Origin of the sequence: Paenarthrobacter sp. TYUT067, assembly GCF_023656375.1 — a bacterium.
Taxonomy (GTDB): Bacteria; Actinomycetota; Actinomycetes; order Actinomycetales; family Micrococcaceae; genus Arthrobacter.
The window spans coordinates 16,607-39,366 of record NZ_JAMOIT010000005.1 but is presented as its reverse complement, the minus strand read 5'-3'; the positions used below and the strand labels follow the sequence as shown (position 1 = coordinate 39,366).

Sequence of the window (22,760 nt, the reverse complement as noted above, 5' to 3'; positions counted from 1 at the left end):
CCGGGTTACGCTTTAAAGCATGGCAATGTCCCTCGCTTCGCTCGTCGCTGTCCCCTCCCTGAAACTCCGCCAGGCCGGCCTTGCCGAAACTACCTGGAACCAGGACATCAGCTGGGTTGCCGTGACAGAACTGGAAGATCCCCAGCGCTTCCTCAGCGGCGGCGAATTGGTCCTTACCACCGGGCTCCGCCTCAAGAGCGCCGCGGACCAGCGGCGGTTCGTTCGTCAGGCCCAGCGCGCCGGCGCGGTGGGGATCGGCTTCGGCATCGGCCTCACCCACGAGTCCGTTCCGGAAGCCCTCATCGCCGAAGCCAACCGCTGGGGTTTACCGCTGGTGGAAGTCCCCTACGAGACCCCCTTCATAGCCATCGGCAAACTGGTGGCGGAATCGCATTCGGCTGACCACTACTCCAACTTGGAGCGGCTCCTCGCCGGGCACCAGATCCTGGCACGCTCACTCCTCACCGGCGGCGGCCTGAACGAGCTCCTCAAACAATTGGGCAGCATGCTCCGCACCGACGTGGTGCTCACCCAGTTCAGCGCGCAGCTTTACAACAGCATGGCTGGGAAACCGGCCCCGACGGCGGACGGCTGGGCTTCATATCCGATTCCCACCGGCCGCAGGGATGCCTGCACGCTGTGGCTTAGGCAGCCTTTTGTGGACTCCGGGATAGTCAGCTACGCGCAGAACCTCATCAGCGTTGAGCTCAACAACATGGTCAAGCAGCGCCAGTCCCAGCGCGCCATGGCCGGGCAAGTGTTGGACGACGTTATCCACGGCACTTTGGAGAGCATCGAGGCCGCCCGGCGCCTGGCTGGAGTGGGCATCAACAGCACCAGGAAGAACGTGGTGCTCGTGGCGGAGTCCACCGCACACCACAAGCAGCTGGTCAGCATTTCCCTGCCCCAGGCGCTGGAAGCCGGCGTGAGCGCCGTCGTCGGGAAGGACCTGGTCACGGTCATCAACGACGACGGCAGCTCGGCCACCGCTCTGGCCAAAAGCCTCAGTGATCACTTGCAGGAGGCCGGAATCCACGCCGTGATCGGCATCGGCGGTGCCTACACGAAGCCAAACGGCCTGCGCTGGAGCTACTTTGAAGCGCGCGACGCCGTGGCGCACGGCTTGCCGGTCAACGAACCCGAACGGCTGAGCCTGACGTCGCTGTTGCTCGCCAGCGAGGATGTTCCTTTGGCGGATATGGCCAGCGAGTCCCTCACGCCGCTGCGGAAGTTCGACGCCGCCCACGGCGCCGAACTGGTGACCACACTGGAAAGCTACCTGAACCACAACGGATCAGTGGCCGCCGTCGCCGAGGCCTTGACCCTGCACCGCAATACGGTGCGTTACCGTTTGGCGCAAATCACAGAACTGACGGGCTACGACCCCTCACAGACGCAAGACCGGGTGCAGCTATGGCTTGCCCTTGCCGTGCAGCGGCTGGGTTCGCGCAACCCGCGGTAGTCCCCTCTGTAGTGAGCGTGGAGAGGTTCGCCACAAAGTTCTAGACATTAGACGTCAAACGTCTAACCTTTAGATATGGCCGCGACGACTCCTCTTACCCCCAGCACTGGAAACATCCCCACTGTGAGCAACGCCCAGGTTGCCCCCGCAGTCCTTGCGAACCCTTCGGCTCCCAAGACGCGCGTCGTCGCCGTCGTCGGCATTATTGCCGTGGTGCTCATCGGCCTGAACCTTCGGGCAGGCATCACCAGTGCCGCGGCGTTGTTCCACGATCTGCAACAGGTACTGGGCTATGGCGCGTTGGTGGCCTCCATCCTGCCGTCCATCCCGCTGTTGTGCTTTGCGGTTGCGGGCATGGGAACGTCATGGCTCACGCGTCGGGTGGGTGTAGAGAAAGCCATCGCAATTGCGCTGGCACTGCTGGCTGGCGGTCTGCTGGTCCGCGGCGTTCCGGTAACAGGTGCACTCCTCGGAGGCACCGTCCTGGCGATGTCCGGCCTGGCCGTGTGCAACGTGGCCATGCCGTCCTTCATCCGTGAGCACTACTCCGAGCGCACCTCCATGATGACAGGCCTCTATACCTTCACCATGTCCGGCGGCGCCACCTTCGCCGCAGTCGTCAGCGTTCCCTTGGCCCAGGAGCTCGGTTCCCCGTCCATGGGCCTGGCTGCCTGGGGCTTGCTGGGCGTCGCGGCCCTGCTTGGATTCCTGCCGGTTGTCCTGCACACTCACCGGAACACCACCAAAACTGATCGCCCAAGGGTCTCCATGTGGCCTCTCCTGCGCACCCGCTTGGGCATCCTGATCACCGCAATCTTCACCTTCCAGGCCTTCCTTGCCTACGCCGTGATGAGCTGGTTTGCATACATCCTCACGTCCCAAGGCCTCAGCGCCTCCGAAAGCGGCCTGCAGTTTGGCGTGATGCAGCTGGTGTCCGTTGCCGCCGGCATGATCCTGTTAGCCTTCGGCTCCCGCCCGGGAATGCTGCGCCCCGCACTGTATCTCGCCAGCAGCTCCACGCTGGTGGCCATTGCCGCCATGCTCTGGCTGCCGACGTCGTTGGCCGTTGTCCCTGCTGTTCTTTTCGGGTTGGGCTTGGGCATTTTCCCGCTGGTTCTGGTGATCATCAGCCGCAGCGGACGTTCGACGGCGGAAACCACCGCGCTCTCCACCATCGCCCAATCGCTGGGATACTTGATTGCGGCAATTGGTCCCTTCGGCATGGGACTTCTCCACAGCGCCACGGGCGGCTGGGTGTTGCCCCTGAGCCTGCTGTCGGTGGTTGCCGTGGCGCTCATGGTTACTTGCCACATGCTCACCAGTAAGCGCACTGCCACCAAGACCGGACCGAGGACAGCATGACCCTTACGCCTTCGCATCGCCCGGCCCTTGCCGAGGAGATCACCGCCAAGCTGCGGGACATGATCAAGTCCGGTGAATGGCCGCTCCAGGAGCGAATTCCTGCCGAGCCCGAGCTCATGTCCACACTGGGCGTTTCGCGCGGCACCCTCCGCGAAGCCATCAAGGCGCTGGCCCACTCCGGCATGCTGGAAGTCCGCCGCGGCGATGGCACCTACGTCAGGGCCAACAGCGAGATGTCCGGCGCAGCCCAGCGCATGTACCTGGAGCACACCCAGGAACATATCGTGGAAGTCCGCCTGGGCCTGGACACCCAAGCAGCCCGTCTGGCCACCAAGCATGCCACCACCGAAGACCTGGCCGAGATGCGGCGCCTCCTTGCCCTCCGGCACGATGCCTGGCAGGCCGGGGACTACCCCACCTGGGCCAGCGCCGACTGGGAATTCCACGAGCGCGTAGCCCTGGCCTCGGGCAATCCGCTGCTGCACCAGCTCTACGCTTCCTTCGGCGGCGTCTTCCACAACGATCTGCTGCGCCAGCAACGCAAGGGTGGCTTCAATGGCATCCCCCGCGAAGGCCACGACGAATTGGTTGATGCCCTCGAAGCGCATGATCCCGATGCCGCCGTGCAGAGCGTGTACCGGAATCTGGATTACTGCTCGGACTCAGCGCCTCGGTAACTTTCGGCGATGAAGGCGACGAAGACGATGAAGGTGATGCTGAGGAACGACTCAGGGCGTGTCCGGTTGACACGTGCCCTCAGGAAAAGTCCAAACTGGTCGTATGGTCATCCGCGTTCACACCGAACCCAACTGCGGTAACGCGCCTCGGCATGAGGTTGCCCGCCGCTTAGCCGTAGCTCTCGCAGGCGCTGATTCAACAGAACTGGAATCGCTGCTCTCTCCCGATGCCGAGTGGGACGTTCTGGGAAAGGCAGCATCCCGGGGCCTACCTGCAATTCTTGCCAATGCCGAGCCGAGGAGCCCGGCCGTCGAGCTACGTGTTCTCTCGGTCATCACCCACGGCAGGGAAGCAAGCATTGACGGCGTGACGCTGTTCAAAGACGGTCAGGTGGTGAACTTCTGCCATGTGCTTCGTTTCGCGAACACCGCAAAGACCGCAGCGATCACAAAAATCCGGACCTATGAGGCAACGCCATAAGGCGTACCCTGCTGGTACCTCTGCACCGGATCGGTGCGCTGCGCCGCCTTGATGGCTTGGAATAGCCTGGCCCCAGTCAGGACAGGACCGCAACGCATCAGGTTGCCACCTCGATCCCCGCCCCGGCCGCGTCCCTGAACCTCGCATTGACCAGCACCACGTCGCGCCCGGCCCGGTCCAGCAGGCTCGCGGCAACACCCGCCCGGTATCCAGTGGCGCAGTGCACCCAGATCCGGGCATCCGGTACCTCCGTGATCCTCCCCAGGAGCTCGTAAACGGGGATGTTCAGCGCACCCGCCACGTGCGAGGTCCCGAACTCATCCGGACGGCGAACATCCAGGACCACGTCCTCAGGGTTCCGCTCCCTCAACAGCAACGTCCAGTCCCCGTGCGGGTATCTGGCACGGGGAGACTCCGGCGCCAGCGCCCCAATCTCCAGAGGTGTTGGGTCAGGCCCGACGGCGGCATCCGGGCTGTCGATGCCGATCCTCGCCAGATCGCGGATCGCCTTTTCCACTTCCGCCAAAGGCCCCAGTAACGTCAGTGGCTGGTTCCACGGGATCACCCAGCCGAGGTAACTGGTGAAATTCTCTCCAGTGCCGTACTCGAAGCCCACACTGCCTTGGAGATGGTCCTCGGCGAAAGCCACCCGGTGCCGAAGGTCCACCACCCACTCCCCGGCCCTCAACCGCCGGCCCAGCTCACCGGCATCCACGGAATCCGGCACGGACAGGTCCGCTGCGCCCGGACCGGCGGCGTTGAGAGGGCTCATGTGGGCGTAATACGCGGGGTACGCCGTGAGATTCTCCAGCAACTCTGCAACAAAGTGGTCCTCGTCAGGGTCCGTCAGTGCGTGGTTGGAGAGAGCTTGCTCGCCAATGGTTGACGATTCCTGGCGGCTCGCAGGCCCGGTCGAGCAGAAGGACCCGAAGCCGTGGGTCGGGTAGAGCGCAGCGTCTGGATGAGCCGAGGACACCAATCGACGGACCGATGAATACTGATGGTGCGCCAGCGTCGCGGTGTCATGGGGCGAGACCAGGTCCGTCCGCCCCACCGAGCCGTAGAGCAAGCTGCCGCCGGAAAACACAGCCGCCGGGCCGCCGTCGCGCGCTTCATCCCGCACCACATATGACAGGTGGGTATGGGTGTGCCCGGGGGTCGCCACCACGGTGACTACAAGGCGGCCGACGCGGAGGACCTGGCCATCGGAAACGGGGACACGGGTGAACGTGACGTGGTCCTCGGCGTTCACCAGATAGGCAGCCCCGTGTTTTTCGGCCAGCACCAACCCGCCGGTGACGTAGTCGTTATGGAGGTGGGTTTCGGCCACGTGCGTAATACGGACTCCCGAGTCCCGCGCAGCGGCTTCCACCCGGTCAATGTCTCGTTGGGGATCAACTACCAGAGCCACATCGCCGTCGTGCACAAGGTAGCTGCGGTCGCCCAACGGAGGAGTTTCGATGACGACGACATCCATGATTCAGGGTACCGCTGAGGCCCAGAACCGCTGGGCTTTAAACAGGAGCGGGGCCACCCGAAATGAGTGACCCGCCCTGCATGGAACGACTAGACCTGTGCGGCGACGCCATCGCGGGAAATGTTGACCATGTCCTCGCGCGGAACAACCTTGATGCGCTCACGCTTGACCTCAACACCGTGGGAGGTGCCAGCCTCGGTTGCTGCGGCGCCGAGGGCGAGCTCGTGGGCGTCCAGTGCCAGCCAGCCTTCCCAGCTGGTGAACTTCACGCCGCGGGAGTCCAGGAGATCAACCACTGCATCAGCTGCGGGAACCTCGGCAACCGGCAGGTTCTCGCGGTCTTCCAGCAGGTACGTGACGGTTTCCAAGGCGTCGCCCTTGGTGTGGCCGATCAGGCCTACGGGACCACGCTTGATCCAGCCCGTGGCGTAGAGGCCCGGGACGTGCTGGCCGTCGGCGTCCAGGACGCGGCCGCCGTCGTTGGTGATGACGCCCTTCTTGTGGTCGAACTCGACGTCCGGCAGGGCCGAACCGAAGTAGCCGATTGCGCGGTACACGGCCTGGACCGGGTAGTCGATGAACTCGCCGGTGCCGCGGGCGTTGCCCGTGCCGTCCAGTTCGGTGCGCTCGAACTTGATGCCGGCAACCTTGCCCGGAGTCTCGGCGGAGTCAACGATCTCCACCGGGCTGTGCAGGAAGTGAAGGTGCAGGCGGCGGGAAGCCTTCAGCTCGGAGAGGTCCTCGGGCTGCTCGGCGATCCAGTTGGTGAGCGTGCCAACCATGGTCTTGATCTGGTTGTTCGTCTGGACCTGGCGGTCGGACTCTTCGTCGAATTCGAAGTCCTCGGCGTAGAGGATGATGTCTACGTCCTTGGAGTGCGAGAGTTCGCGGAGTTCCAGCGGGGTGAACTTCACCTGTGCCGGGCCGCGGCGGCCGAAGACGTGCACATCCGTGACGGGTGAGGCCTTCAGGCCGGCGTAGACGTTGTCCGGGATTTCGGTGACCAGCAGGTCATCAGCGTGCTTGGAAAGAACACGCGCTACGTCCAGGGCCACGTTGCCGTTGCCGAGGACAGCGATTTCGGTGGCCTCCAGCGGCCATTCGCGGGGAACGTCCGGGTGTCCATCGAACCAGGAAACGAAGTCCGCGCCGCCGAAGGAACCCTCAAGTTCGATGCCCGGGATGTTCAGGTCCGCGTCCTTGATGGCGCCGGTGGCGAAGATGATGGCGTCGTAGTGCTTGCGGAGGTCCTCGATGGAGATGTCCGTGCCGTAGTCCACGTTGCCGAAGAAGCGGATATCGCCGCGATCCAGCACCTTGTGCAAGGCGTTGACGATGCCCTTGATGCGGGGGTGGTCCGGGGCTACGCCGTAACGGATGAGGCCATACGGTGCCGGGTAGCGGTCAAAGAGGTCGATGCTGACGGTGAGCTCACCGCTCTTGACGGCCTCGCTCTTGGTCAGGATGTCCGCTGCGTACACGCCGGCCGGGCCGGAGCCGATGACGGCGACGCGAAGCGGACGGTCCGCAGAACCTACGGGGGTGCTAATTGACACGGCTGTGTTCCTTCTTCTTCTCAGTTACTGCGGACGCGGGGACGGTTGGGGGTAATAGTGCTGTAGTCAGCGGTCTTGAAATGTTGCGGGGCAAAGGGGCTGACACGGACCACATCGCCGATCACAATGACCGCCGGGTTGGCCACGCCGACGGCTTCCGCCTGGTCCGCAATGGTGCCCAGAGTGCCGATGGTGACGCGCTGATCCGGCAAATACCCGTTCTCTACGATACCTACTGGCGTGTCCAAAGGCAGACCCGAGCCTGCCAGCGCAGCCGCGGAATCGCGCAATTGCGCTACTCCCATGAGCAACACCACAGTGTGATCGGGGCGCGCGGGGACCTCGGACAGCTCTTCATGTCCGGTCACAACGCTGAAGCCCTTGGCCAGGCCGCGGTGTGTCACTGGAATACCGGCGGCGGCCGGAACCGAGATTGCCGACGTCACGCCGGACACTACTTCAACCTCGACGCCGTTCTGCCGGCAGAATTCTGCTTCCTCGCCTCCGCGCCCCAGGACGTAGGGATCGCCGCCTTTGAGGCGGACCACGCGGTTGCCCTTCAGGGCTTCCTCCACCAGGATGCGGTTGATCTCCAGCTGCGGCACGGGATGATGGCCGGGCGTCTTGCCTACCTCGATCACACGGACATCCGGAGCGAGTTCATTCAGCAGCGCACGGGGGCCAAGACGGTCCGCCACTACGACGTCGGCCTGGCCCAGCAGGCGTCGGCCGCGGACGGTGATGAGTCCCGAGTCGCCGGGGCCGCCACCCACCAAAGCCACAGAGCCAAGGGGTGCCTTGCCGGCGGCGTCCAGCTTACGGTGCCGGCGGAGCGGAAGATCACCCGTTTCCAGTGCGGTGGCAACAGCGTTGCGAAGGGCCATGGCGCGGCGAGGGTCTCCCCCGGCATTGATGGCGATCTTGACGTCGTCCACCACGGCAACGGCCGGCGTCCAGGCAGCGGATGCTTCGTGATCAGAGGCGTTGACACACCAGACGCGCTGAGCTTCGGCGTCGGCCGCTACCTGGGTGTCCACAGCGGCTGTGCCAGTGGCGGTCTGGACGAACCAGACGCCGTCGAGGTCCGAGGTGCGGTACTCGCGCGGCTCCCAGGTGAGAAGCCCGGATGCTGCCTGACCGCGAAGTGTTTCGGTGGCAACGGGTGCGACCACGGTGACTTCAGCACCGGCGTCGAGCAGTCCCTTGGCGCGACGCTGCGCAACGGGGCCGCCGCCAACCACCAGCACCGGGCGGCCGAGCAGCCGCAGGGCGGTGGGGTAAATGTCCTGTATTGCCATGAAAAAACTGTAGGGCGGCTCCGTAACATGCTTCAAAGGCTCGGAAACACCCGGTAACGCTGGGTAATCCAACGTCACATAATTCCCCGCTTAAGTCGGAGAAACACTGTCCCTGAGCCTCAAGTAATAGGCCCGCTGCTCCTTGCCGAGGTGCTCGATCGCGTAACGAAGCGCCGTCCGCGGCATGGTGGCAGCGTGTTCATCCAAGAAAGCCAGGAGGCGCTCGCGGCTACTGCGCCCGGCATCCCGGACCCAACCACCCACGGCTTTGTTAATGAGGTCTTCAGTGTCATGGAGCAGGATCTCGGCGATGGCGAAAGTGTCGTCCAGCTGGCCTTCGCGGATGAACGCCGACGTCGCCACGATGGCTGTCCGGCGCTCCCACATGTCCTCCGAACGGGCCAAGTGATAGAGGGGATCGCGCGGCTTATCCATCAGCCACCCACCCACAACCCGTCCGGCACCCAGGTCAACAAGGTCCCAGTTGTTGATGCGGTCGTGCCTGCGCAGATACAGCTCGTAAAGTTCCCTGCGCCGATCTTCAGTGGTCTTCTTTTTCTGCATTTGCAGGGCCATGATCTTCACGGCCCCGGCCCTTGCCTCGTGGATGTCCTGCTCCAGGAGTTCCTCAATCTCCTTCGGGGGCATGGCTGCGAACTCCTTGCCGAGAGTGAAAACCTCGCCCATGCGGACGCCCAGGAAAAAGTCACCCTCGGCATAGTCTCCTTGGCCCGTCTTGAAATACCGCTGGTATTTGGCCTGTTCGACGTCGGACTGCCGCACTTGCAGCCGTGCCAGAAACTCGACGGCGGTGGGCTGGGTGCCCGGCGCCAGCGCGGCTCTTGGGGACTTGCCTGCCTTGGGGGCCTTGGCAGCGGTGGCCGTCTTCCCGGTGTTGAGTTTCTTACCGGTGTCTGGGGTCTTTCCGGACTTGGGGGTCATCACTCAATAATGCGCCTAAAAGACCGACCAGCCAGTACGCGTAGTGAATTCGTCCAGCGCGGCCACACCAGCCACCGAGTTGCCCGACCTTCCCAGGCCGGGACTCCACACACTGATGGAGCACTTGTTGGGCACCACGGCCACTATCCCTCCGCCGACGCCACTCTTGCCCGGCAGCCCCACCCTGTACGCGAATTCGCCCGCAGCATCGTAGGTACCGCAGGTGAGCATGACAGCGTTGATTCTTTTGGTCTGCGCGGGGGAAAGCACCAGTGTCCCATCTGCACCCAAACCGTTGGATGCAAGGAACCGGGTTGCGAGCGCCAGGTCTTCGCACGTCATGGCCAGGGCGCATTGCTCGGCGTAGGAGTTCAGGACCTCTTCCACGGGGTTTTCCAAGTTGCCGCAGCTCGCCAGGAAATGCGCCAGCGAGGCGTTGCGGTGCCCTTTGCCCAATTCGGAGGACGCCACGCGGTGATCCGTGTCGACGCCGGCATTGCCGGTCTCTTGGCGCATCAGGTCCCGGACTGCGTGGGCGGCGTTGCCCGTAAGGCTAAGGAGCCTGTCCGTCACCACAATGGCTCCGGCGTTGATGAACGGGTTACGGGGAATGCCGTCCTCGCTCTCCAGCTGGACCAGGGAGTTGAAGGGGTTGCCCGAGGGCTCTCGGAAAACCCTCTTCCAGATGTGGTCACCGTCGGCAGCCAACACCAGGGCGAGGGCGAAGACCTTCGAGATGCTTTGAATGGAGAATTCCACATGGGCGTCCCCTGCGGAGAAGACATCGCCTTCCCGGGTGACTACCGAGATCCCGAATTGATGCGGGTCTACTGCGCCGAGTTGCGGGATATAGTCCGCTACTTTGCCTTGGCCGATGTGCGGTTGAACCGCCCCGACAATGTCTTCGAGAAGGTTTTGAATGTCCACGGGATAACCTTTGCTTTCTGCGTAGCCCCCTCGCCGTTGAAGGGACCGACAAGTGTTCGCGCGCTCTTGGCGCAACAACACACAGCCAGCAACACTACCTGCCTTAAAGCGGCTCCGTGTGGACCGCTGGCGTACACGCAGGGACGTTACGCACAGCCATAGGTTATGTGGCCAGGTGTGGACTCCATCCGATGGCAGGGGCTACGTGCTTTGCTACGTTCCTCAGGAGCTTGGCGTTGTAATCCACTCCCAGCTGGTTGGGCACAGTGAGCAGGACGGTGTCAGCCGCTTGAACCGCAGCGTCCTTGGCAAGTTCCTCCGCCAACTGATCCGGCTCCCCGATGTAGCTTTTGCCGAAGCGGGACAGCGCGCCGTCGAGGACGCCCACCTGGTCCTTGCTGTCGGCTTGGGCGCGGAGGCCGAAGTAGTGGTTGTCTACCTCGTCCACAATCGGGATCACGCTGCGGCTGACTGAGATCCTCGGCTCAAGGTCGTGCCCGGCTGCGGCCCAGGCCTCACGGAACATGTGGATCTGTTCGGCCTGCAACTCATCAAACGGCACGCCTGTGTCCTCGGTGAGGAGTGTGGAGCTCATAAGGTTCATGCCCTGCTCTGCGGCCCACACGGCAGTTTTCCGGGTGCCGGCTCCCCACCAGATCCGCTGTGAGAGGCCCGGTGACTGGGGTTGGATGGGTAGCAGCCCCGTGGCTCCGCCAGCGTAGTGCGGATCGGCTTCGGCAACACCGTGCCCGGCGATGGCTTTCCGGAACAGCGCCGTGTGACGGCGTGCCATGTCGCCGCCGTCCTCGCCGTCGGCGGGGACGTAGCCAAAGTTCGCGGCGCCGTTCCGGGCGGGCTCAGGTGAACCGCGGCTCACGCCGAGCTGCAGACGCCCATCGCTGATGAGGTCCGTGGCGGCGGCTTCCTCGGCCATGTAGAGCGGGTTTTCGTAGCGCATGTCGATCACGCCTGTGCCGATTTCGATCCGGCTGGTCCTGGCCGCGATCGCGCTGAGGAGCGGGAAGGGAGAAGCCTGCTGCCGGGCGAAGTGGTGGACCCGGAAGAAAGCCCCGTCCATGCCCAGTTCCTCCGCCGCGACAGCGAGTTCAATCCCCTGCTTCAGGGCCTCCCCAGCCGTGGGAACCAATGAGCCAGGTACACGCGCCCAGTGTCCGAAGGAGAGGAAGCCGATCCGTTTCTTGTGCATGCTCAGGACAACCGTGCGGGGGGCGAGGGAATTCCACATACGCTGATTCCTCGTTTGCATCCATACCCTCCAGGGGTATGGTAGAGGTGAACGTAACCCCAGTGGATAGTCGGCGGAAGGAGGCCCAACGTGAGCCCATCAGCACTTCTACAACCCCTTCGTCGGGCTTCCCTGCTCGTACTGGTGTTTGGCGTCATTGCCGGAATTTTCGGCATGCATGTGGTGACGGACTCCCATGCGACCCATTCCGCTCCCGCTACTCAGGCTTTAGCGCTGCACAGTGCTCATCTCGGGCATGCAACGCCCGGCTCCCAAGCAGCCAGCACGCTCCACCACCCGCTGGGTTCCAGCATTGATGCACAGTCCTGCTCCTCGGGTAGCTGCTCATGTGCAGAATCAACCGCTGAGCACTGCACCCCCTCGTTGAAGACCGGCTCCTTGGTCGCTCCGCTTCCGGGCAGCGGAGCTGGCGGCTTGGCTGATGGTCCGTGGGCCACAGTCGAAGCACCGCGAGCGTGGACCTATCTCCCTCCCAAGCCGTCCCTGAGTCAACTTTCGATCAGTAGGACGTAAGCGTTTTGCCTTGGCGGCCCCAAGTTTTGCCGCCTTCGCAAGGCCTCGCATCCCTCCACGTAGGACCACGAGGCAATCATCGTGCTTATCACCAGGATGGCTCGCGCCCCGGGCCGCCCCACTATCGAAAGACCACAACCCTGATGAACAAAACCCAGCTCACCCTTAGCGCCGCCACTTTTGCAGGTCTCCTTGCTGTGGCGGGCTGTGCCTCTCCCGCGAACCCTGGCTCCATGCCGGGAATGGACCACGGAAACTCCAATACCAGCGCGCCCACCAATATCACTTCTGCAGAGCACAACGCGGCGGACGTCATGTTTGCCCAGATGATGATTCCCCATCATGCCCAAGCGGTGGAGATGTCCGATGCCATGCTCGCAAAGGCCAACATTCCTGCCGCGATAACGGAGTTGGCCAATAAGATCAAAGCGGCTCAGGCACCCGAAATTGAGAAGATGACGGGCTGGCTCCAGAGCTGGAACATGCCGGTCATGGGTTCCTCAGGTCATGGCGGCCACGGCATGGACGGCATGGTCAGCGAAAGCGACCTCCAGAAACTCAGTGAAGCCCAGGGCACGGAAGCGTCCAAGATCTTCCTCTCACAGATGATTGCCCACCATGAAGGCGCCATCAGCATGGCTAAGACGGAGACCAGCCAAGGCAAGTTCCCGGAGGCCATCCAGTTGAGCAAGGACATCGTGACCTCGCAGGAGAAGGAGATTCAGGAGATGAAAGCCCTGCTGGCCACCCTCTAGCAGGCCTGTTGCACGGCGAACACACGACGGCGGCAGGTCGCCGTCGTGCGTTCGCGTCGGGTTTTCCGCCAGGCACCGCAGTCTCTACCGCCTGGCGCCCCCGTAACCTCTGGCGCGGAAGGCGCGAAAGGGAGCGGTCCCCACGCCGAAAAGGTGCGGTAGGCGGAAACGGGTGCGGTAGGCGGAAACGGGTGCGGTAGGCGGAAACGGGTGCGCGCGGTGCGGGACCGGCCCTCAATCGGCTCGTCGATAGTGCATGTAGACCGCGCCGTTGCTGAGCGGCTCCGATGAGACAAGCTTGAGGCGCCGGGTGCTGGGCAGCCCGCCCTGATACAGGGTGGGCCCGTGGCCAGCGATCATGGGATGGATAAGGAATTTGTATTCGTCGATCAAATCAAGGCGGTCCAGTTCTGTGGCTAGTTTGCCGCTGCCGACCAGCACGCCCTCGGGGGTCCTGTCCTTGAGTTCCTGCACCGCAATCTGCAGATCGCCAACAAGATGGTGGCTATTGGTCCAGGGGAATTTTGACCGAGTGGACGATACGACGTACTTGGGTATTGTCTCCAGGGTCAGCGCCCACTCCCGCAACGCTGGCGGTGCGTCTACTTCACCGCTTGCCACCAAGGGCCAATAGCTCTCCATCATTTCGTAGGTAGTACGGCCCCAGAGCATCGCACCGCCCTGCTCCAGGAGACGGGTGAAGAGGGCATGAGTCTCGTCGTCCGCGATTCCCTCCCGGTGGTCGACGCAACCATCAAGAGTGACGTTGATACTGAACGTTAGAAGGCCCATTCGACGATTCTAGGTGCGCGCAGAGAGCGGAGGAAGGGGAGCCAGAAGCCGATGGGGTGTGAACCCGCGAACAGGAGTTTGTGTACACATAATGCCCCAAAGAAGGGCTCTTAAGGGCATTATGTGTACGAAAACTCCGGAGGGTTAGCGGCTGCTTCCCGCCAGCAAACCCCGACGCTGCAGCAAACGCTTCTCAATGGGCCCGAACACAAGCAGTTCGATCAGGATTCCCACAAACAGGATCAGCAGGATCGCGGACATCACGATTGTCATGTCGGAGAGCAAACGCCCCTGATCCAGCAGCGAGCCCAGACCGAACCCAATCGTTCCGCCCACTGCGATGATCTCTGCGGCCATGAGTGAACGCCAGGAGAAAGCCCAGCCCTGCTTCAAGCCGCCGATGTACCCGGGAAGAGCTGCTGGCAGGACAATCTGCAGTGCCATCTGGAGACGGTTCGCTCCGAGAACTGTGCCCACACTGCGGTACTGCGGCGGGATCTGGTCCACACCGGAGATGAGCCCGTTGATGATGGACGGGATAGCGCCCATGAACACCACGAAGTAGACGGTGGCGTCAGTGAGGCCAAACCAGATGATGGCAGCGGGAACCCATGCCACGGAAGGGAGCACCTGCAAACCGGAAATGAGCGGCCCGAACGCACGGCGCAAGGGAGCCACTTGAGCCAGGATCAACCCCACGGGGGTAGCGATGACCACCGAAATCAGGAAGCCGATCACACCACGCTGCAGCGATGTCCACACTGCTTCCTGGACTTTACCTTCGCTCCACATAGTGACGAACTGGGTGAGAACGTCCAGGGGCCCGGGAACCAGGTCACGTCGTTTGAACTCGAGGGATACGTAGAACTGCCACGCAAGAATCAGGACCACCAAGGCGGCAACAGGCAGCAGTACCCGTTTCCATTCGATGCCGGTTTTACGTCCGCTGTCCGACTGGAGGTTGTCCAGGCCTGCTTCAAGGTCCCGGAGTTCCGAGGCGTTGCCCTTCAGCGACGGCGAGGTGATGTGCTCTTTGGAATCTGTCACGGGAAGGGTCCGCTCTTCGGTGGTGATGGGGTTACTTGGCATGGCGGCGGATCTCCTCGCGAAGGCGGCGCGTGATGGTTCCGGTGAGCTCCCCTGCGCGCCCGGCATCGGTGCGGTGCTCTTCGGTGACGTCCCATTCGGCCACCACACGGCCGGGACGCGAGGACAACAGCAGTACGCGCTGGCCCAGGCGAACGGCCTCGCGGACGTTGTGGGTAACGAACACGATGGTCCGGCCCGTTTCCTTCCAAATACGCTCAAGTTCATCGTGCAGAAGGTCACGGGTGATGGCGTCAAGGGCAGCAAACGGCTCGTCCATCAGCAGCAACTGACGGTCCTGAGCCAAGGAGCGGGCCAAGGCAACGCGCTGCCTCATGCCGCCTGACAGTTCGTGGGGACGCTTATCCCCCGCGCCGCCCAAATGCACCAGTTCCAAGAGTTCCGTGGCGCGGGCACGCCGGCTGGCCTTGGTGCTGGACTTGTCTGCAAGCTGCAACGCCAACTCAATGTTTCCGCGCGCGGTCAGCCAAGGGAACAGGGACGCGTCCTGGAACATGAAGGCGGCACCGTCGCTGGGTACTTCAAGAGCGCCCGACGTCGGCCTTTCCAGTCCCGCCATGATGTTTAGCAGGGTGGACTTGCCGCAGCCGGACGCACCGAGGAGGGCGACGAACTCGCCCTGCGCGATGGTGGCGTTGACGTCGTCCAGCACCGGGGCGCCGTCGCCGAAGCGCTTGCCCAGGTTCTCGAGTACGACTGGCATGGTCCCGTCCTTCGTGTTGATTGGTAGAGCTGATGTGGCTAAAGGCCGGCCCGCTCCCCCGTGCTGAGGGAAGCGGACCAGCCTGTTACTGCTTAGTCCTGGCCAAGACCTGCAGCTGAGGTCTTCTTGCCTTCAACCTCGTTCAATGTGCGAAGGTCGAAGATGCCGTTGATATCGGCCTTCTGAGTGGTTCCGGCTTTGACGCCGTCTTCCAGGAGCTTGTTGTAGGTTCCAGCCAGCGGATCGGTGGTGAACTTGATATTCTGCAGAGCGCGTTCAATCACGTTCGCGGGAAGCGGCTTGCCTGCCGTGTCCTTGAGAACCGCGTTGATGGTGGTCGCCTTCTCCTCAGCCGAGGCCGAGTTGAGCCAGTTCACGGATTCAACGTGGCCCTTCAGGAGCGCCTTCACGGTTTCCGGGTGTTCTGCGGCGAACTTCTTGTTCACGATCAGGATGGTGGTGGTGAAGTCACCGTTCTCCCAGAGGTCCTTCTCGTCAACCAACACCTTCGCTCCGGCTTCGAGCACCAGACGGGAGGCCCAAGGCTCAGGCAACCACGCGCCGTCGAGCTTTCCGTCTTGGAAGAGCTTCAGCGACTGGGCGTTTTCTGTCGGGTTGATGTTGACGTCGCCGCTGCCATCGGTGTTGGTCTTGAAGCCTTGATCGCCCAACCAGGCCCGGAGGGCCACATCCTGGGTTCCGCCGAGCTGCGGGGAGCTGAGGATCTTGCCTTTGAGGTCGGCTGCGGAGGTGATCTCCGGCTTGACCACCAGCTGGGCACCGCCTGAAGCGGCACCGGCGATGATGCTGATGGACTCGCCTTTGCTCTTGACGAAGGAGTTGATGGCCGGGTTCGGGCCGATGTAGGTGGCGTCGATGGCGCCGGCGTTCAAGGCTTCGATCGCGGCGGGGCCTGCGTTGAAGACCTGGGTGCTGAGCTTGGTTTCGCCAAGTTCCTTGGCAATGAGGCCCTTGCTGGTGCCTACCAGCGCGGGGCCGTGCGTGACGTTGCTGAAGTATCCGAGTTTGAGTTCGGCTGCAGGCGTGGTGGTGGGTGCCGGTGCAGCTTGGTTGTTTTGCGAGACAGCGGAAGCAACTGCAGCGCCTGCACCGATCAGCAGCACGAGGCCGACGGCGAGGCCGATTTCCAGTGTGCGGCGGCGCTTGGGCTTGGATGCGGATTCACCGGCGACGATGCGGGTGGTGCCCGTGTTGGGCGACTCGGGTGTGTTAGCCATGGGGGTGGGTCCTTAGGAGATGTGGGATGCGAGAGGGGCGAAGATCAGGCCCCGTGACATCGCCCGTCGAGGGCAAGCAAGGACCATTCCGGAGAGGTCATGCCTTCACAGTAGGGACTGTCATATTTCGGCTTCAATCCCGTAGAAATCAAGGTTCACGCAGGTTCACGTGGCGTCATATTCGCTGCCAGGCCTTCAATGTCGCGTGGAGTTGTGCGGCAGCATCCACCTATGAGATGGGCGCCCCGGTCAAGCCAAAAAGCTGCGTTGCCCGCCAAAGTTCCGTTACCTTGAACGCCCTCCGAAGGACCCCACGTCTTGTTCACAGCATCGTAGGTCTCCCCCGAATTCGGGTACGCCACCAGCGGCTTGGTCGAGGACTTCTGAAGGTTGGCAAGCGCTTCGGTCACCAGTTCCAGCGGCACGCAATTGACGCCGACGGCGGCCACCCGCGGTTCCGCGCTGAGCAGCGCAGTCACGTCAGCAATCGGCGTTCCGTCACTGATGTGGCCGCTGTCCCGCAGCGTGAACGTAAACCAGGATTCGACGTCGAACTCCGCCACGAGCGCCAACAGCGCCTCTGCTTCGGCGTACGACGGCAGGGTCTCGCATGCCAGGAAATCCACGCCGGCCTCCACGAGCGCAGAGATGCGCGGGCGGTGGAAGTCCCGGAATTCCGCGGCGGAAAGCGTGTAATCGCCGCGGTATTCAGAGCCATCAGCGAGGTAGGCGCCGTACGGGCCAACGGATCCGGCCACCAATAGAGGCCCACTCGCTGAACCTTCCGCCAAGGCTTCCTGGCGGGCTTCATCGGCCAGCCGGAAGCTCAACGCCACCAACTCCAACGACTCTTCTACGGACAACCCGCGCCTGGCGAAACCCTGCGGGGTCGCCTGGTAGCTGGCCGTGATGGCCACGGAGGCACCGGCGTCGAAGTAATCCCGGTGAACCTGCTTGATCAGATGCGGCTGTTCCAGCAGCACCTTGGCCGACCACAATGCGTCCTCCAGATCGCAGCCGTGGGCTTCCAGTTCCGTGGCCAACGCACCGTCCAGGACCAGATCCTTGCCGGCGTTGAGGAGAGTGCTGAGCGAGGTGTTCTGTGGCATGGGTCCTTCCCCAAAAAGAAAACCGCAGCCTGTTCGAAATTCCCGCCGTACAACGTGAGGAGTCGCGAACAAGCTGCGGTTTTGTGACTGTGTGTGACCCTAGATGACGTAACGTTCGTCTTCGTGGTCGCCCGGGTGGTCCTTCACAAGACCGGCGGCGAGAGTATTGCCGTCGATGGGGTCGATCACCAGGAAAGCGCCGGTGCGGCGGTGGTGCAGGTAGTTCTCCAGCGGCAGCGGAGCGGACAGGCGCAGCTGTGCGTGCCCAATGTCGTTGAGCTCCAGATTGGTCGCGGGCTCCACGTTGAACGTGGCCAGGTCAAGCTTGCCCGTGACGTTGCGAACCAGTGCCTGGACGGTGCGCGTACCGTGCTTCACCAGGACCTTCTGGCCTTCGCGGAGCGGCTTCGGTGAAAGCCATGCGAGCGAGGCATACAGGTCAGCTGTGCTTTCGCGGACAGTTCCGGCAGCGGCGATAGTGTCGCCACGGGCGATGTCGATCTCGTCGGCCAAACGGACGGCCACTGACTGCGGAGCAGCAGCTTCCTCCAGCGACTGACCGGCAAAGTCGATGCCGATCACCGTGGTGGTGCGAGGTTCGTGGCCCGGGCTGATCACAGAAACTTCGTCGCCAACCTTCACGGAGCCTTCGGTGATCTGGCCTGCGTAGGCGCGGTAATCGCGGTACGCCTCCACATCGAGCCCACCAGCTACAGCGTCGGGAGCGAGGGCACCCTGCGGGCGGATCACCAGCTGGACCGGGAAGCGGAAGCTCTCCAGTTCGGCCTCAAGCTCGTCAGCAGCAGGGAGGGTTTCGAGGACCTCCAGCAGTGCCGGGCCCGTGTACCAAGGGGTGCGCTCAGAGCGGTCCACCACGTTGTCGCCATCAAGGGCCGACACCGGCACCACCAGCAGGTCAGCCACGCCGTCGGAACCCAGTCCGAGCTCACGGGCAACCTTCTGCACGTCAGTTTCGATGTCGCGGAACACCTGCTCGCTGAAGTCCACCAGGTCGATCTTGTTCACGGCCACAATGACGTGGGCAACCCGAAGCAGTTGCAGCACGGACAGGTGCCGGCGGGTCTGCTCCAGCACACCCTTGCGGGCGTCAATGAGTACGACGACGGCATCCGCAGTGGACGCGCCGGTCACCGTGTTCTTGGTGTACTGAACGTGCCCGGGGCAGTCCGCCAGGATGAAGCTGCGGCGGTCCGTAGCGAAGTAGCGGTAGGCGACATCGATGGTGATGCCCTGCTCGCGCTCGGCACGCAGGCCGTCGGTCAGGAGGGCCAGGTCAATCCCACCTTTTTCCCCGCCGAAGCCGCGGTCCGCAGAGGTGCGGGCAACGGCGTCGAGCGTGTCAGCAAGAATTGCCTTGGAATCGTGAAGGAGGCGGCCCACCAAAGTGGACTTGCCGTCGTCCACCGATCCGGCAGTGGCGAAACGGAAAAGGGTGGTGGGCAGGGCTGTTTCCAGCCCGGCAGCCAATGTTTCGGTGCTCATTTAGAAGTAGCCGTCCTTCTTGCGGTCTTCCATGGCTGCCTCGGAGATGCGGTCATCTGCTCGGGTGGCGCCACGTTCGGTCAGGGTGGAGGCAGCGACTTCAACAACGACGTCGGCCACGGTGCGTGCGTCGGACTCGACAGCACCTGTGCAGGACATGTCGCCCACCGTGCGGTAGCGCACCAGCTTGGTGATGACTTCCTCGTGCGGCAGCGGCTGGGAAACTTCGCCCACAGCGCGCCACATGCCTTCGCGGGCGAAGACTTCGCGCTCGTGGGCGTAGTACAGGCTGGGAAGCTCGATGTTCTCGCGTTCGATGTAGCGCCAAATGTCCAGCTCGGTCCAGTTGCTGATGGGGAACGCACGGACGTGCTGGCCCACAGTGTGGCGGCCGTTGTACAGGTTCCACAGTTCGGGGCGCTGGTTGCGCGGGTCCCACTGGCCGAACTCGTCACGGAGGCTCAGGATGCGTTCTTTGGCGCGGGCCTTGTCCTCGTCGCGACGGCCGCCGCCGAACACGGCGTCGAACTTGTTGCGCTGGATCGCATCCAACAGCGGAACGGTCTGCAGCGGGTTCCGGGTCCCATCGGCACGCTCAGCCAACTCGCCGCGGTCGATGAATTCCTGGACTGAGCCAACAACCAGCTTCAGGCCCAGACGCTCAACGGTGCGGTCACGGAAGTCGATGACCTCCGGGAAGTTGTGGCCGGTGTCCACGTGAAGGACAGGGAAGGGAACCTTGCCCGGCCAGAACGCCTTGGTGGCCAGGTGCAGCATGACCACGGAATCCTTGCCGCCGGAGAACAGCAGCGCAGGCTTCTCGAACTCGGCAACAACCTCGCGGATGATATGGATTGCTTCGGACTCGAGGGTGTCCAGTGACGAAAGGCGAGTTGACTGCAGAGCCGAAGCAGCAGATGCCGCCCCGGGAGTGGCATCGGGCCTGTCGAAGCTGGACGCAATGCTGCTTGCAGCATTGCCGTCCAGCGAAGGGGCGGGGGCGGCATCTGCTGCGTAGGCGTCCGTTGACGTTGTTTGGGTGCTCATGTGTGTAGTCCGCATTCTGTCTTGTCGGAACCTGCCCAGCGGCCGGCGCGGGGGTCTTCACCCGGGGCCACTTTGCGGGTGCAGGGCTGGCAGCCGATGGACGGGTAGCCCTGGCTCAGGAGGGGGTTGACGGGAAGGATGTTGTCCTCGGAGTACTCGATCAGCTGATCGAAGGTCCAGTCGACCATCGGGTTCACCTTGACCAGGCCGAAGCCCTCATCCCAGGTGACCACGGGCGTGTTGGTGCGGGTGGGTGCTTCGTCTCGGCGGACACCGGTGAACCACACCTCGTAGCCAGCCAGCGAGCGGCGCAACGGCTGGACCTTGCGCAGCGCGCAGCACTGGGCGGGGTCGCGGGCGAACAGGTCCTTGCCCAGGAGCCTGTCCTGCTGTTCCACAGTGGTTTCGGGAAGGACGTCCACCACGTTGACGCGGAGATTCGCCGCGACTTCGTCGCGCGTCTCGTACGTTTCCTTGAAGTGGTAGCCGGTTTCCAGGAACAAGACATCGACGCCGGGAAGCTGGTCCGCGACCAAAGCCGGCAGGACGGCGTCGGCCATGGAGCAGGCGACCGTGACCGTAGGCAGCTCGAAGTTGCGGGCCACCCAGGCGATGACATCCCGGGCAGGAGCGTTCCAGCCGAGCTCAGCGGCGCCGGATTCGGCCAGGGCCTTAAGTTCCTCATGGGAACGAAGCGCCGGACGGGCTGGTGCGCTGGCGAGGTTGGTAATGGTGACGGGATCTGTCATTGGAGATCTCCTTCATCTGCCGAGTGTGCCCACTCTGCGAAGGTCTGGCCCTCGGCGCCAACGGCGACGAACTTACGGACCACGCGCTCCACATAGTCGGGCAGGTCTTCCACCGTGACCTTGAGGCCGCGGACGGTACGTCCCAAACCGGCTTCCTCGCGCTCGTTGTTGGCCAGCCCGCCACCGAGGTGGACCTGGAAACCCGGGGTGGGGTCGCCGTCGGGCGTTGGCAGCATCATGCCCTTCAGGCCGATATCGGCCGTCTGGATACGGGCGCAGGAGTTGGGGCAGCCGTTGATGTGGAGGGACAGTGCCGACGGGAGCTGCTTGGTTTCCACGAGGTCGGCCAAGCGGCGCTCCAGCTCAGCGATGGCCGTAGCAGCTGTGACCTTGGTTTCCACGATGGCCAGCTTGCAGAACTCGATGCCCGTGCAGGCGATGGTGCCGCGGCGGAACACGGACGGACGAGCCGAGAGGCCCAAAGTGTCCAGTTCGGCGATGAGCGGCTCAACCTGCTCTTTGGCCACGTCCAGGATGACCAGCTTCTGGTGAGGAGTAGTGCGCAGGCGGTAGCTGCCGTGCTTCTCCAAAGTGTCTGCCAGCGTAACGAGTGCCTCGCCGGACGTGCGTCCCACAGTCGGGGTCACGCCGATGAAGAACTTGCCGTCCTTCTGCTCATGAACACCAATGTGGTCACCGGGAGCCGTGGGCTTGGGAGCTGCAGGGCCATCGGGAAGCTTGAAGCCGAGGTATTCGTCCTCAAGGATCTGGCGGAACTTGGCCGGTCCCCAGTCGTTCATGAGGAACTTCAGGCGGGCCTTGGTGCGCATGCGGCGGTAGCCGTAGTCGCGGAAGATGCTGGTGACGCCGAGCCACACCTCTGCGGCGACGTCGGCGGAAACGAACACACCCAGGCGTTCGGCCAGGCGCGGGTTGGTGGACAGGCCGCCGCCAACCCAGAGGTCGTAGCCCGCGCCGAGCTCAGGGTGAACCACGCCTACCAAGGCGAAGTCGTTGATCTCGTGCACCACGTCCTGGGACGGGTGGCCCGTGATGGCGGTCTTGTACTTGCGCGGCAGGTTGGCCAGCTCGGGATCGCCGATGAAACGCTCGGCGAGCTCGTGGATCAGCGGTGTGGGATCGATGATCTCGTCCTTGGCAATGCCCGCAACCGGGGAGCCGAGGATGACGCGGGGAACGTCGCCACAAGCCTCAGTAGTAGACAGCCCGATACCTTCGAGGCGGCGCCAGATTTCCGGCACGTCCTCAACACGGATCCAGTGCAGCTGGATGTTCTGGCGGTCCGTGAGGTCCGCTGAGCCGCGGGCGAAGTCCACGGAAATCTGGCCAATAACGCGAAGCTGCTCGGTGGTCAGCGCGCCGCCGTCAATGCGCACACGCAGCATGAAGTACTTGTCTTCGAGCTCGTGCGGTTCAAGCGTTGCGGTCTTGCCGCCGTCGATCCCGGGCTTGCGCTGGGTGTAGAGGCCCCACCAACGGAAGCGGCCGTGAAGGTCGGTGCCGTCGATCGAATCGAAGCCCTCTTTGGAGTAGACAGACTCAATGCGTTCACGGACGTTCAGCCCGTTGTCTTCCTGTTTCCAGGTCTCGTTGGCGTTGAGTGGAGCGGTGCCGTCAACCTTCCACTGGCCGTGGGGCTTGGCGGCAGGGCGGGTGCGCGCCGGACGCGAGGGGACTGCGGTGTCCGCGGACGCACCGGCTACAGCTGTATCTGTCATACATCGACTGTAGGTCTGGCCAGATTTCGCCAGCAAAGGTCCGGAAATGCTAAGTC

21 protein-coding genes are annotated in these 22,760 nt (G+C 63.3%); 6 read left to right on the top strand and 15 right to left on the bottom strand.

What is annotated here, in order from left to right; translation table 11 throughout:
• Positions 1 to 19 precede the first annotated feature (19 nt).
• The 4 genes from MOD31_RS05700 (at position 20) to MOD31_RS05685 (ending at position 3,982) form a co-directional block, all read left to right on the top strand.
• A complete protein-coding gene (locus MOD31_RS05700; RefSeq protein ID WP_250820093.1) occupies positions 20 to 1,462 on the top strand; it encodes a PucR family transcriptional regulator in 1,443 nt (480 codons plus the stop codon).
• 75 nt (positions 1,463 to 1,537) lie between these two features.
• A complete protein-coding gene (locus tag MOD31_RS05695; RefSeq protein WP_250820092.1) occupies positions 1,538 to 2,824 on the top strand; it encodes an MFS transporter in 1,287 nt (428 codons plus the stop codon).
• Positions 2,821 to 3,501: a FadR/GntR family transcriptional regulator gene (locus tag MOD31_RS05690; protein WP_142938270.1), complete on the top strand. Its 681-nt coding sequence runs from the start codon at positions 2,821 to 2,823 to the stop codon at positions 3,499 to 3,501. The genes MOD31_RS05695 and MOD31_RS05690 overlap by 4 nt, the downstream gene beginning before the upstream one ends.
• A gap of 103 nt (positions 3,502 to 3,604) precedes the next feature.
• On the top strand, positions 3,605 to 3,982 hold the full coding sequence (locus MOD31_RS05685; protein ID WP_142938269.1) for a hypothetical protein: 378 nt from the start codon (positions 3,605 to 3,607) through the stop codon (positions 3,980 to 3,982).
• A 97-nt stretch (positions 3,983 to 4,079) separates the two neighbouring features.
• Here MOD31_RS05685 and MOD31_RS05680 read toward each other — a convergent pair whose 3' ends face one another.
• The 6 genes from MOD31_RS05680 to MOD31_RS05655 form a co-directional block, all read right to left on the bottom strand.
• Complete coding sequence (locus tag MOD31_RS05680) at positions 4,080 to 5,459, bottom strand: rhodanese-like domain-containing protein (protein ID WP_250820091.1); 1,380 nt, start codon at positions 5,457 to 5,459, stop codon at positions 4,080 to 4,082.
• 89 nt (positions 5,460 to 5,548) lie between these two features.
• On the bottom strand, positions 5,549 to 7,015 hold the full coding sequence (locus MOD31_RS05675) for an FAD-dependent oxidoreductase (protein WP_166839803.1): 1,467 nt from the start codon (positions 7,013 to 7,015) through the stop codon (positions 5,549 to 5,551).
• Between the two features lie 20 nt (positions 7,016 to 7,035).
• Positions 7,036 to 8,313, bottom strand: a complete 1,278-nt coding sequence (gene cobA, locus MOD31_RS05670; protein ID WP_250820090.1) for a uroporphyrinogen-III C-methyltransferase — start codon at positions 8,311 to 8,313, stop codon at positions 7,036 to 7,038.
• 90 nt (positions 8,314 to 8,403) lie between these two features.
• Entirely contained in the window at positions 8,404 to 9,255 is an 852-nt protein-coding gene (locus MOD31_RS05665; protein ID WP_238703381.1) for a DNA alkylation repair protein, read from the bottom strand.
• 15 nt (positions 9,256 to 9,270) lie between these two features.
• Complete coding sequence (locus MOD31_RS05660) at positions 9,271 to 10,182, bottom strand: glutaminase (protein WP_166839800.1); 912 nt, start codon at positions 10,180 to 10,182, stop codon at positions 9,271 to 9,273.
• Between the two features lie 163 nt (positions 10,183 to 10,345).
• Positions 10,346 to 11,389, bottom strand: a complete 1,044-nt coding sequence (locus tag MOD31_RS05655; protein ID WP_250820162.1) for an LLM class flavin-dependent oxidoreductase — start codon at positions 11,387 to 11,389, stop codon at positions 10,346 to 10,348.
• A 129-nt stretch (positions 11,390 to 11,518) separates the two neighbouring features.
• On the opposite strand from MOD31_RS05655, the gene MOD31_RS05650 reads away from it, so the two are divergent.
• Both MOD31_RS05650 and MOD31_RS05645 read left to right on the top strand, forming a co-directional pair.
• The gene (locus tag MOD31_RS05650; RefSeq protein ID WP_250820089.1) at positions 11,519 to 11,962 is read left to right on the top strand and encodes a DUF6153 family protein; all 444 of its coding nucleotides are present in this window, start codon (positions 11,519 to 11,521) and stop codon (positions 11,960 to 11,962) included.
• Between the two features lie 143 nt (positions 11,963 to 12,105).
• The gene (locus tag MOD31_RS05645; protein ID WP_250820088.1) at positions 12,106 to 12,717 is read left to right on the top strand and encodes a DUF305 domain-containing protein; all 612 of its coding nucleotides are present in this window, start codon (positions 12,106 to 12,108) and stop codon (positions 12,715 to 12,717) included.
• 234 nt (positions 12,718 to 12,951) lie between these two features.
• Here the strand turns inward: MOD31_RS05645 and MOD31_RS05640 are convergent, their stop codons facing one another.
• From MOD31_RS05640 to MOD31_RS05600, 9 genes are all read right to left on the bottom strand, one after another.
• Complete coding sequence (locus tag MOD31_RS05640; RefSeq protein WP_250820087.1) at positions 12,952 to 13,509, bottom strand: dihydrofolate reductase family protein; 558 nt, start codon at positions 13,507 to 13,509, stop codon at positions 12,952 to 12,954.
• A 144-nt stretch (positions 13,510 to 13,653) separates the two neighbouring features.
• Positions 13,654 to 14,598: an ABC transporter permease gene (locus MOD31_RS05635; protein WP_250820086.1), complete on the bottom strand. Its 945-nt coding sequence runs from the start codon at positions 14,596 to 14,598 to the stop codon at positions 13,654 to 13,656.
• Positions 14,588 to 15,319: an ABC transporter ATP-binding protein gene (locus MOD31_RS05630; RefSeq protein ID WP_166839796.1), complete on the bottom strand. Its 732-nt coding sequence runs from the start codon at positions 15,317 to 15,319 to the stop codon at positions 14,588 to 14,590. Before MOD31_RS05630 ends, MOD31_RS05635 begins: the two co-directional genes overlap by 11 nt.
• Before the next feature lie 92 nt (positions 15,320 to 15,411).
• Positions 15,412 to 16,557, bottom strand: a complete 1,146-nt coding sequence (locus tag MOD31_RS05625) for an ABC transporter substrate-binding protein (RefSeq protein ID WP_250820085.1) — start codon at positions 16,555 to 16,557, stop codon at positions 15,412 to 15,414.
• 155 nt (positions 16,558 to 16,712) lie between these two features.
• Positions 16,713 to 17,666 carry a homocysteine S-methyltransferase gene (mmuM, locus tag MOD31_RS05620; protein WP_250820084.1) on the bottom strand — a complete coding sequence of 318 codons (954 nt, stop codon included), beginning with the start codon at positions 17,664 to 17,666 and terminating at the stop codon, positions 16,713 to 16,715.
• Between the two features lie 99 nt (positions 17,667 to 17,765).
• Complete coding sequence (locus MOD31_RS05615) at positions 17,766 to 19,169, bottom strand: sulfate adenylyltransferase subunit 1 (RefSeq protein WP_250820083.1); 1,404 nt, start codon at positions 19,167 to 19,169, stop codon at positions 17,766 to 17,768.
• Positions 19,170 to 20,216, bottom strand: a complete 1,047-nt coding sequence (gene cysD / locus MOD31_RS05610) for a sulfate adenylyltransferase subunit CysD (RefSeq protein WP_250820082.1) — start codon at positions 20,214 to 20,216, stop codon at positions 19,170 to 19,172. It abuts the gene before it with no gap.
• Positions 20,213 to 20,965 carry a phosphoadenylyl-sulfate reductase gene (locus MOD31_RS05605; RefSeq protein WP_142938254.1) on the bottom strand — a complete coding sequence of 251 codons (753 nt, stop codon included), beginning with the start codon at positions 20,963 to 20,965 and terminating at the stop codon, positions 20,213 to 20,215. Before MOD31_RS05605 ends, cysD begins: the two co-directional genes overlap by 4 nt.
• The gene (locus MOD31_RS05600; RefSeq protein ID WP_250820081.1) at positions 20,962 to 22,704 is read right to left on the bottom strand and encodes a nitrite/sulfite reductase; all 1,743 of its coding nucleotides are present in this window, start codon (positions 22,702 to 22,704) and stop codon (positions 20,962 to 20,964) included. The genes MOD31_RS05605 and MOD31_RS05600 overlap by 4 nt, the downstream gene beginning before the upstream one ends.
• Positions 22,705 to 22,760 lie beyond the last annotated feature (56 nt).

Bases quoted from the DNA above. Each gene is read 5' to 3' on its own strand.
- MOD31_RS05700 (WP_250820093.1), top strand. From the start codon at position 20: ATGGCAATGTCCCTCGCTTCGCTCGTCGCTGTCCCCTCCCTGAAACTC.
- MOD31_RS05695 (WP_250820092.1), top strand. From the start codon at position 1,538: ATGGCCGCGACGACTCCTCTTACCCCCAGCACTGGAAACATCCCCACT.
- MOD31_RS05690 (WP_142938270.1), top strand. From the start codon at position 2,821: ATGACCCTTACGCCTTCGCATCGCCCGGCCCTTGCCGAGGAGATCACC.
- MOD31_RS05685 (WP_142938269.1), top strand. From the start codon at position 3,605: ATGGTCATCCGCGTTCACACCGAACCCAACTGCGGTAACGCGCCTCGG.
- MOD31_RS05680 (WP_250820091.1), bottom strand. From the start codon at position 5,459: ATGGATGTCGTCGTCATCGAAACTCCTCCGTTGGGCGACCGCAGCTAC.
- cobA (WP_250820090.1), bottom strand. From the start codon at position 8,313: ATGGCAATACAGGACATTTACCCCACCGCCCTGCGGCTGCTCGGCCGC.
- MOD31_RS05665 (WP_238703381.1), bottom strand. From the start codon at position 9,255: ATGACCCCCAAGTCCGGAAAGACCCCAGACACCGGTAAGAAACTCAAC.
- MOD31_RS05655 (WP_250820162.1), bottom strand. From the start codon at position 11,389: ATGCACAAGAAACGGATCGGCTTCCTCTCCTTCGGACACTGGGCGCGT.
- MOD31_RS05645 (WP_250820088.1), top strand. From the start codon at position 12,106: ATGAACAAAACCCAGCTCACCCTTAGCGCCGCCACTTTTGCAGGTCTC.
- MOD31_RS05640 (WP_250820087.1), bottom strand. From the start codon at position 13,509: ATGGGCCTTCTAACGTTCAGTATCAACGTCACTCTTGATGGTTGCGTC.
- MOD31_RS05635 (WP_250820086.1), bottom strand. From the start codon at position 14,598: ATGCCAAGTAACCCCATCACCACCGAAGAGCGGACCCTTCCCGTGACA.
- MOD31_RS05630 (WP_166839796.1), bottom strand. From the start codon at position 15,319: ATGCCAGTCGTACTCGAGAACCTGGGCAAGCGCTTCGGCGACGGCGCC.
- MOD31_RS05625 (WP_250820085.1), bottom strand. From the start codon at position 16,557: ATGGCTAACACACCCGAGTCGCCCAACACGGGCACCACCCGCATCGTC.
- mmuM (WP_250820084.1), bottom strand. From the start codon at position 17,666: ATGCCACAGAACACCTCGCTCAGCACTCTCCTCAACGCCGGCAAGGAT.
- MOD31_RS05615 (WP_250820083.1), bottom strand. From the start codon at position 19,169: ATGAGCACCGAAACATTGGCTGCCGGGCTGGAAACAGCCCTGCCCACC.
- cysD (WP_250820082.1), bottom strand. From the start codon at position 20,216: ATGAGCACCCAAACAACGTCAACGGACGCCTACGCAGCAGATGCCGCC.
- MOD31_RS05605 (WP_142938254.1), bottom strand. From the start codon at position 20,965: ATGACAGATCCCGTCACCATTACCAACCTCGCCAGCGCACCAGCCCGT.
- MOD31_RS05600 (WP_250820081.1), bottom strand. From the start codon at position 22,704: ATGACAGATACAGCTGTAGCCGGTGCGTCCGCGGACACCGCAGTCCCC.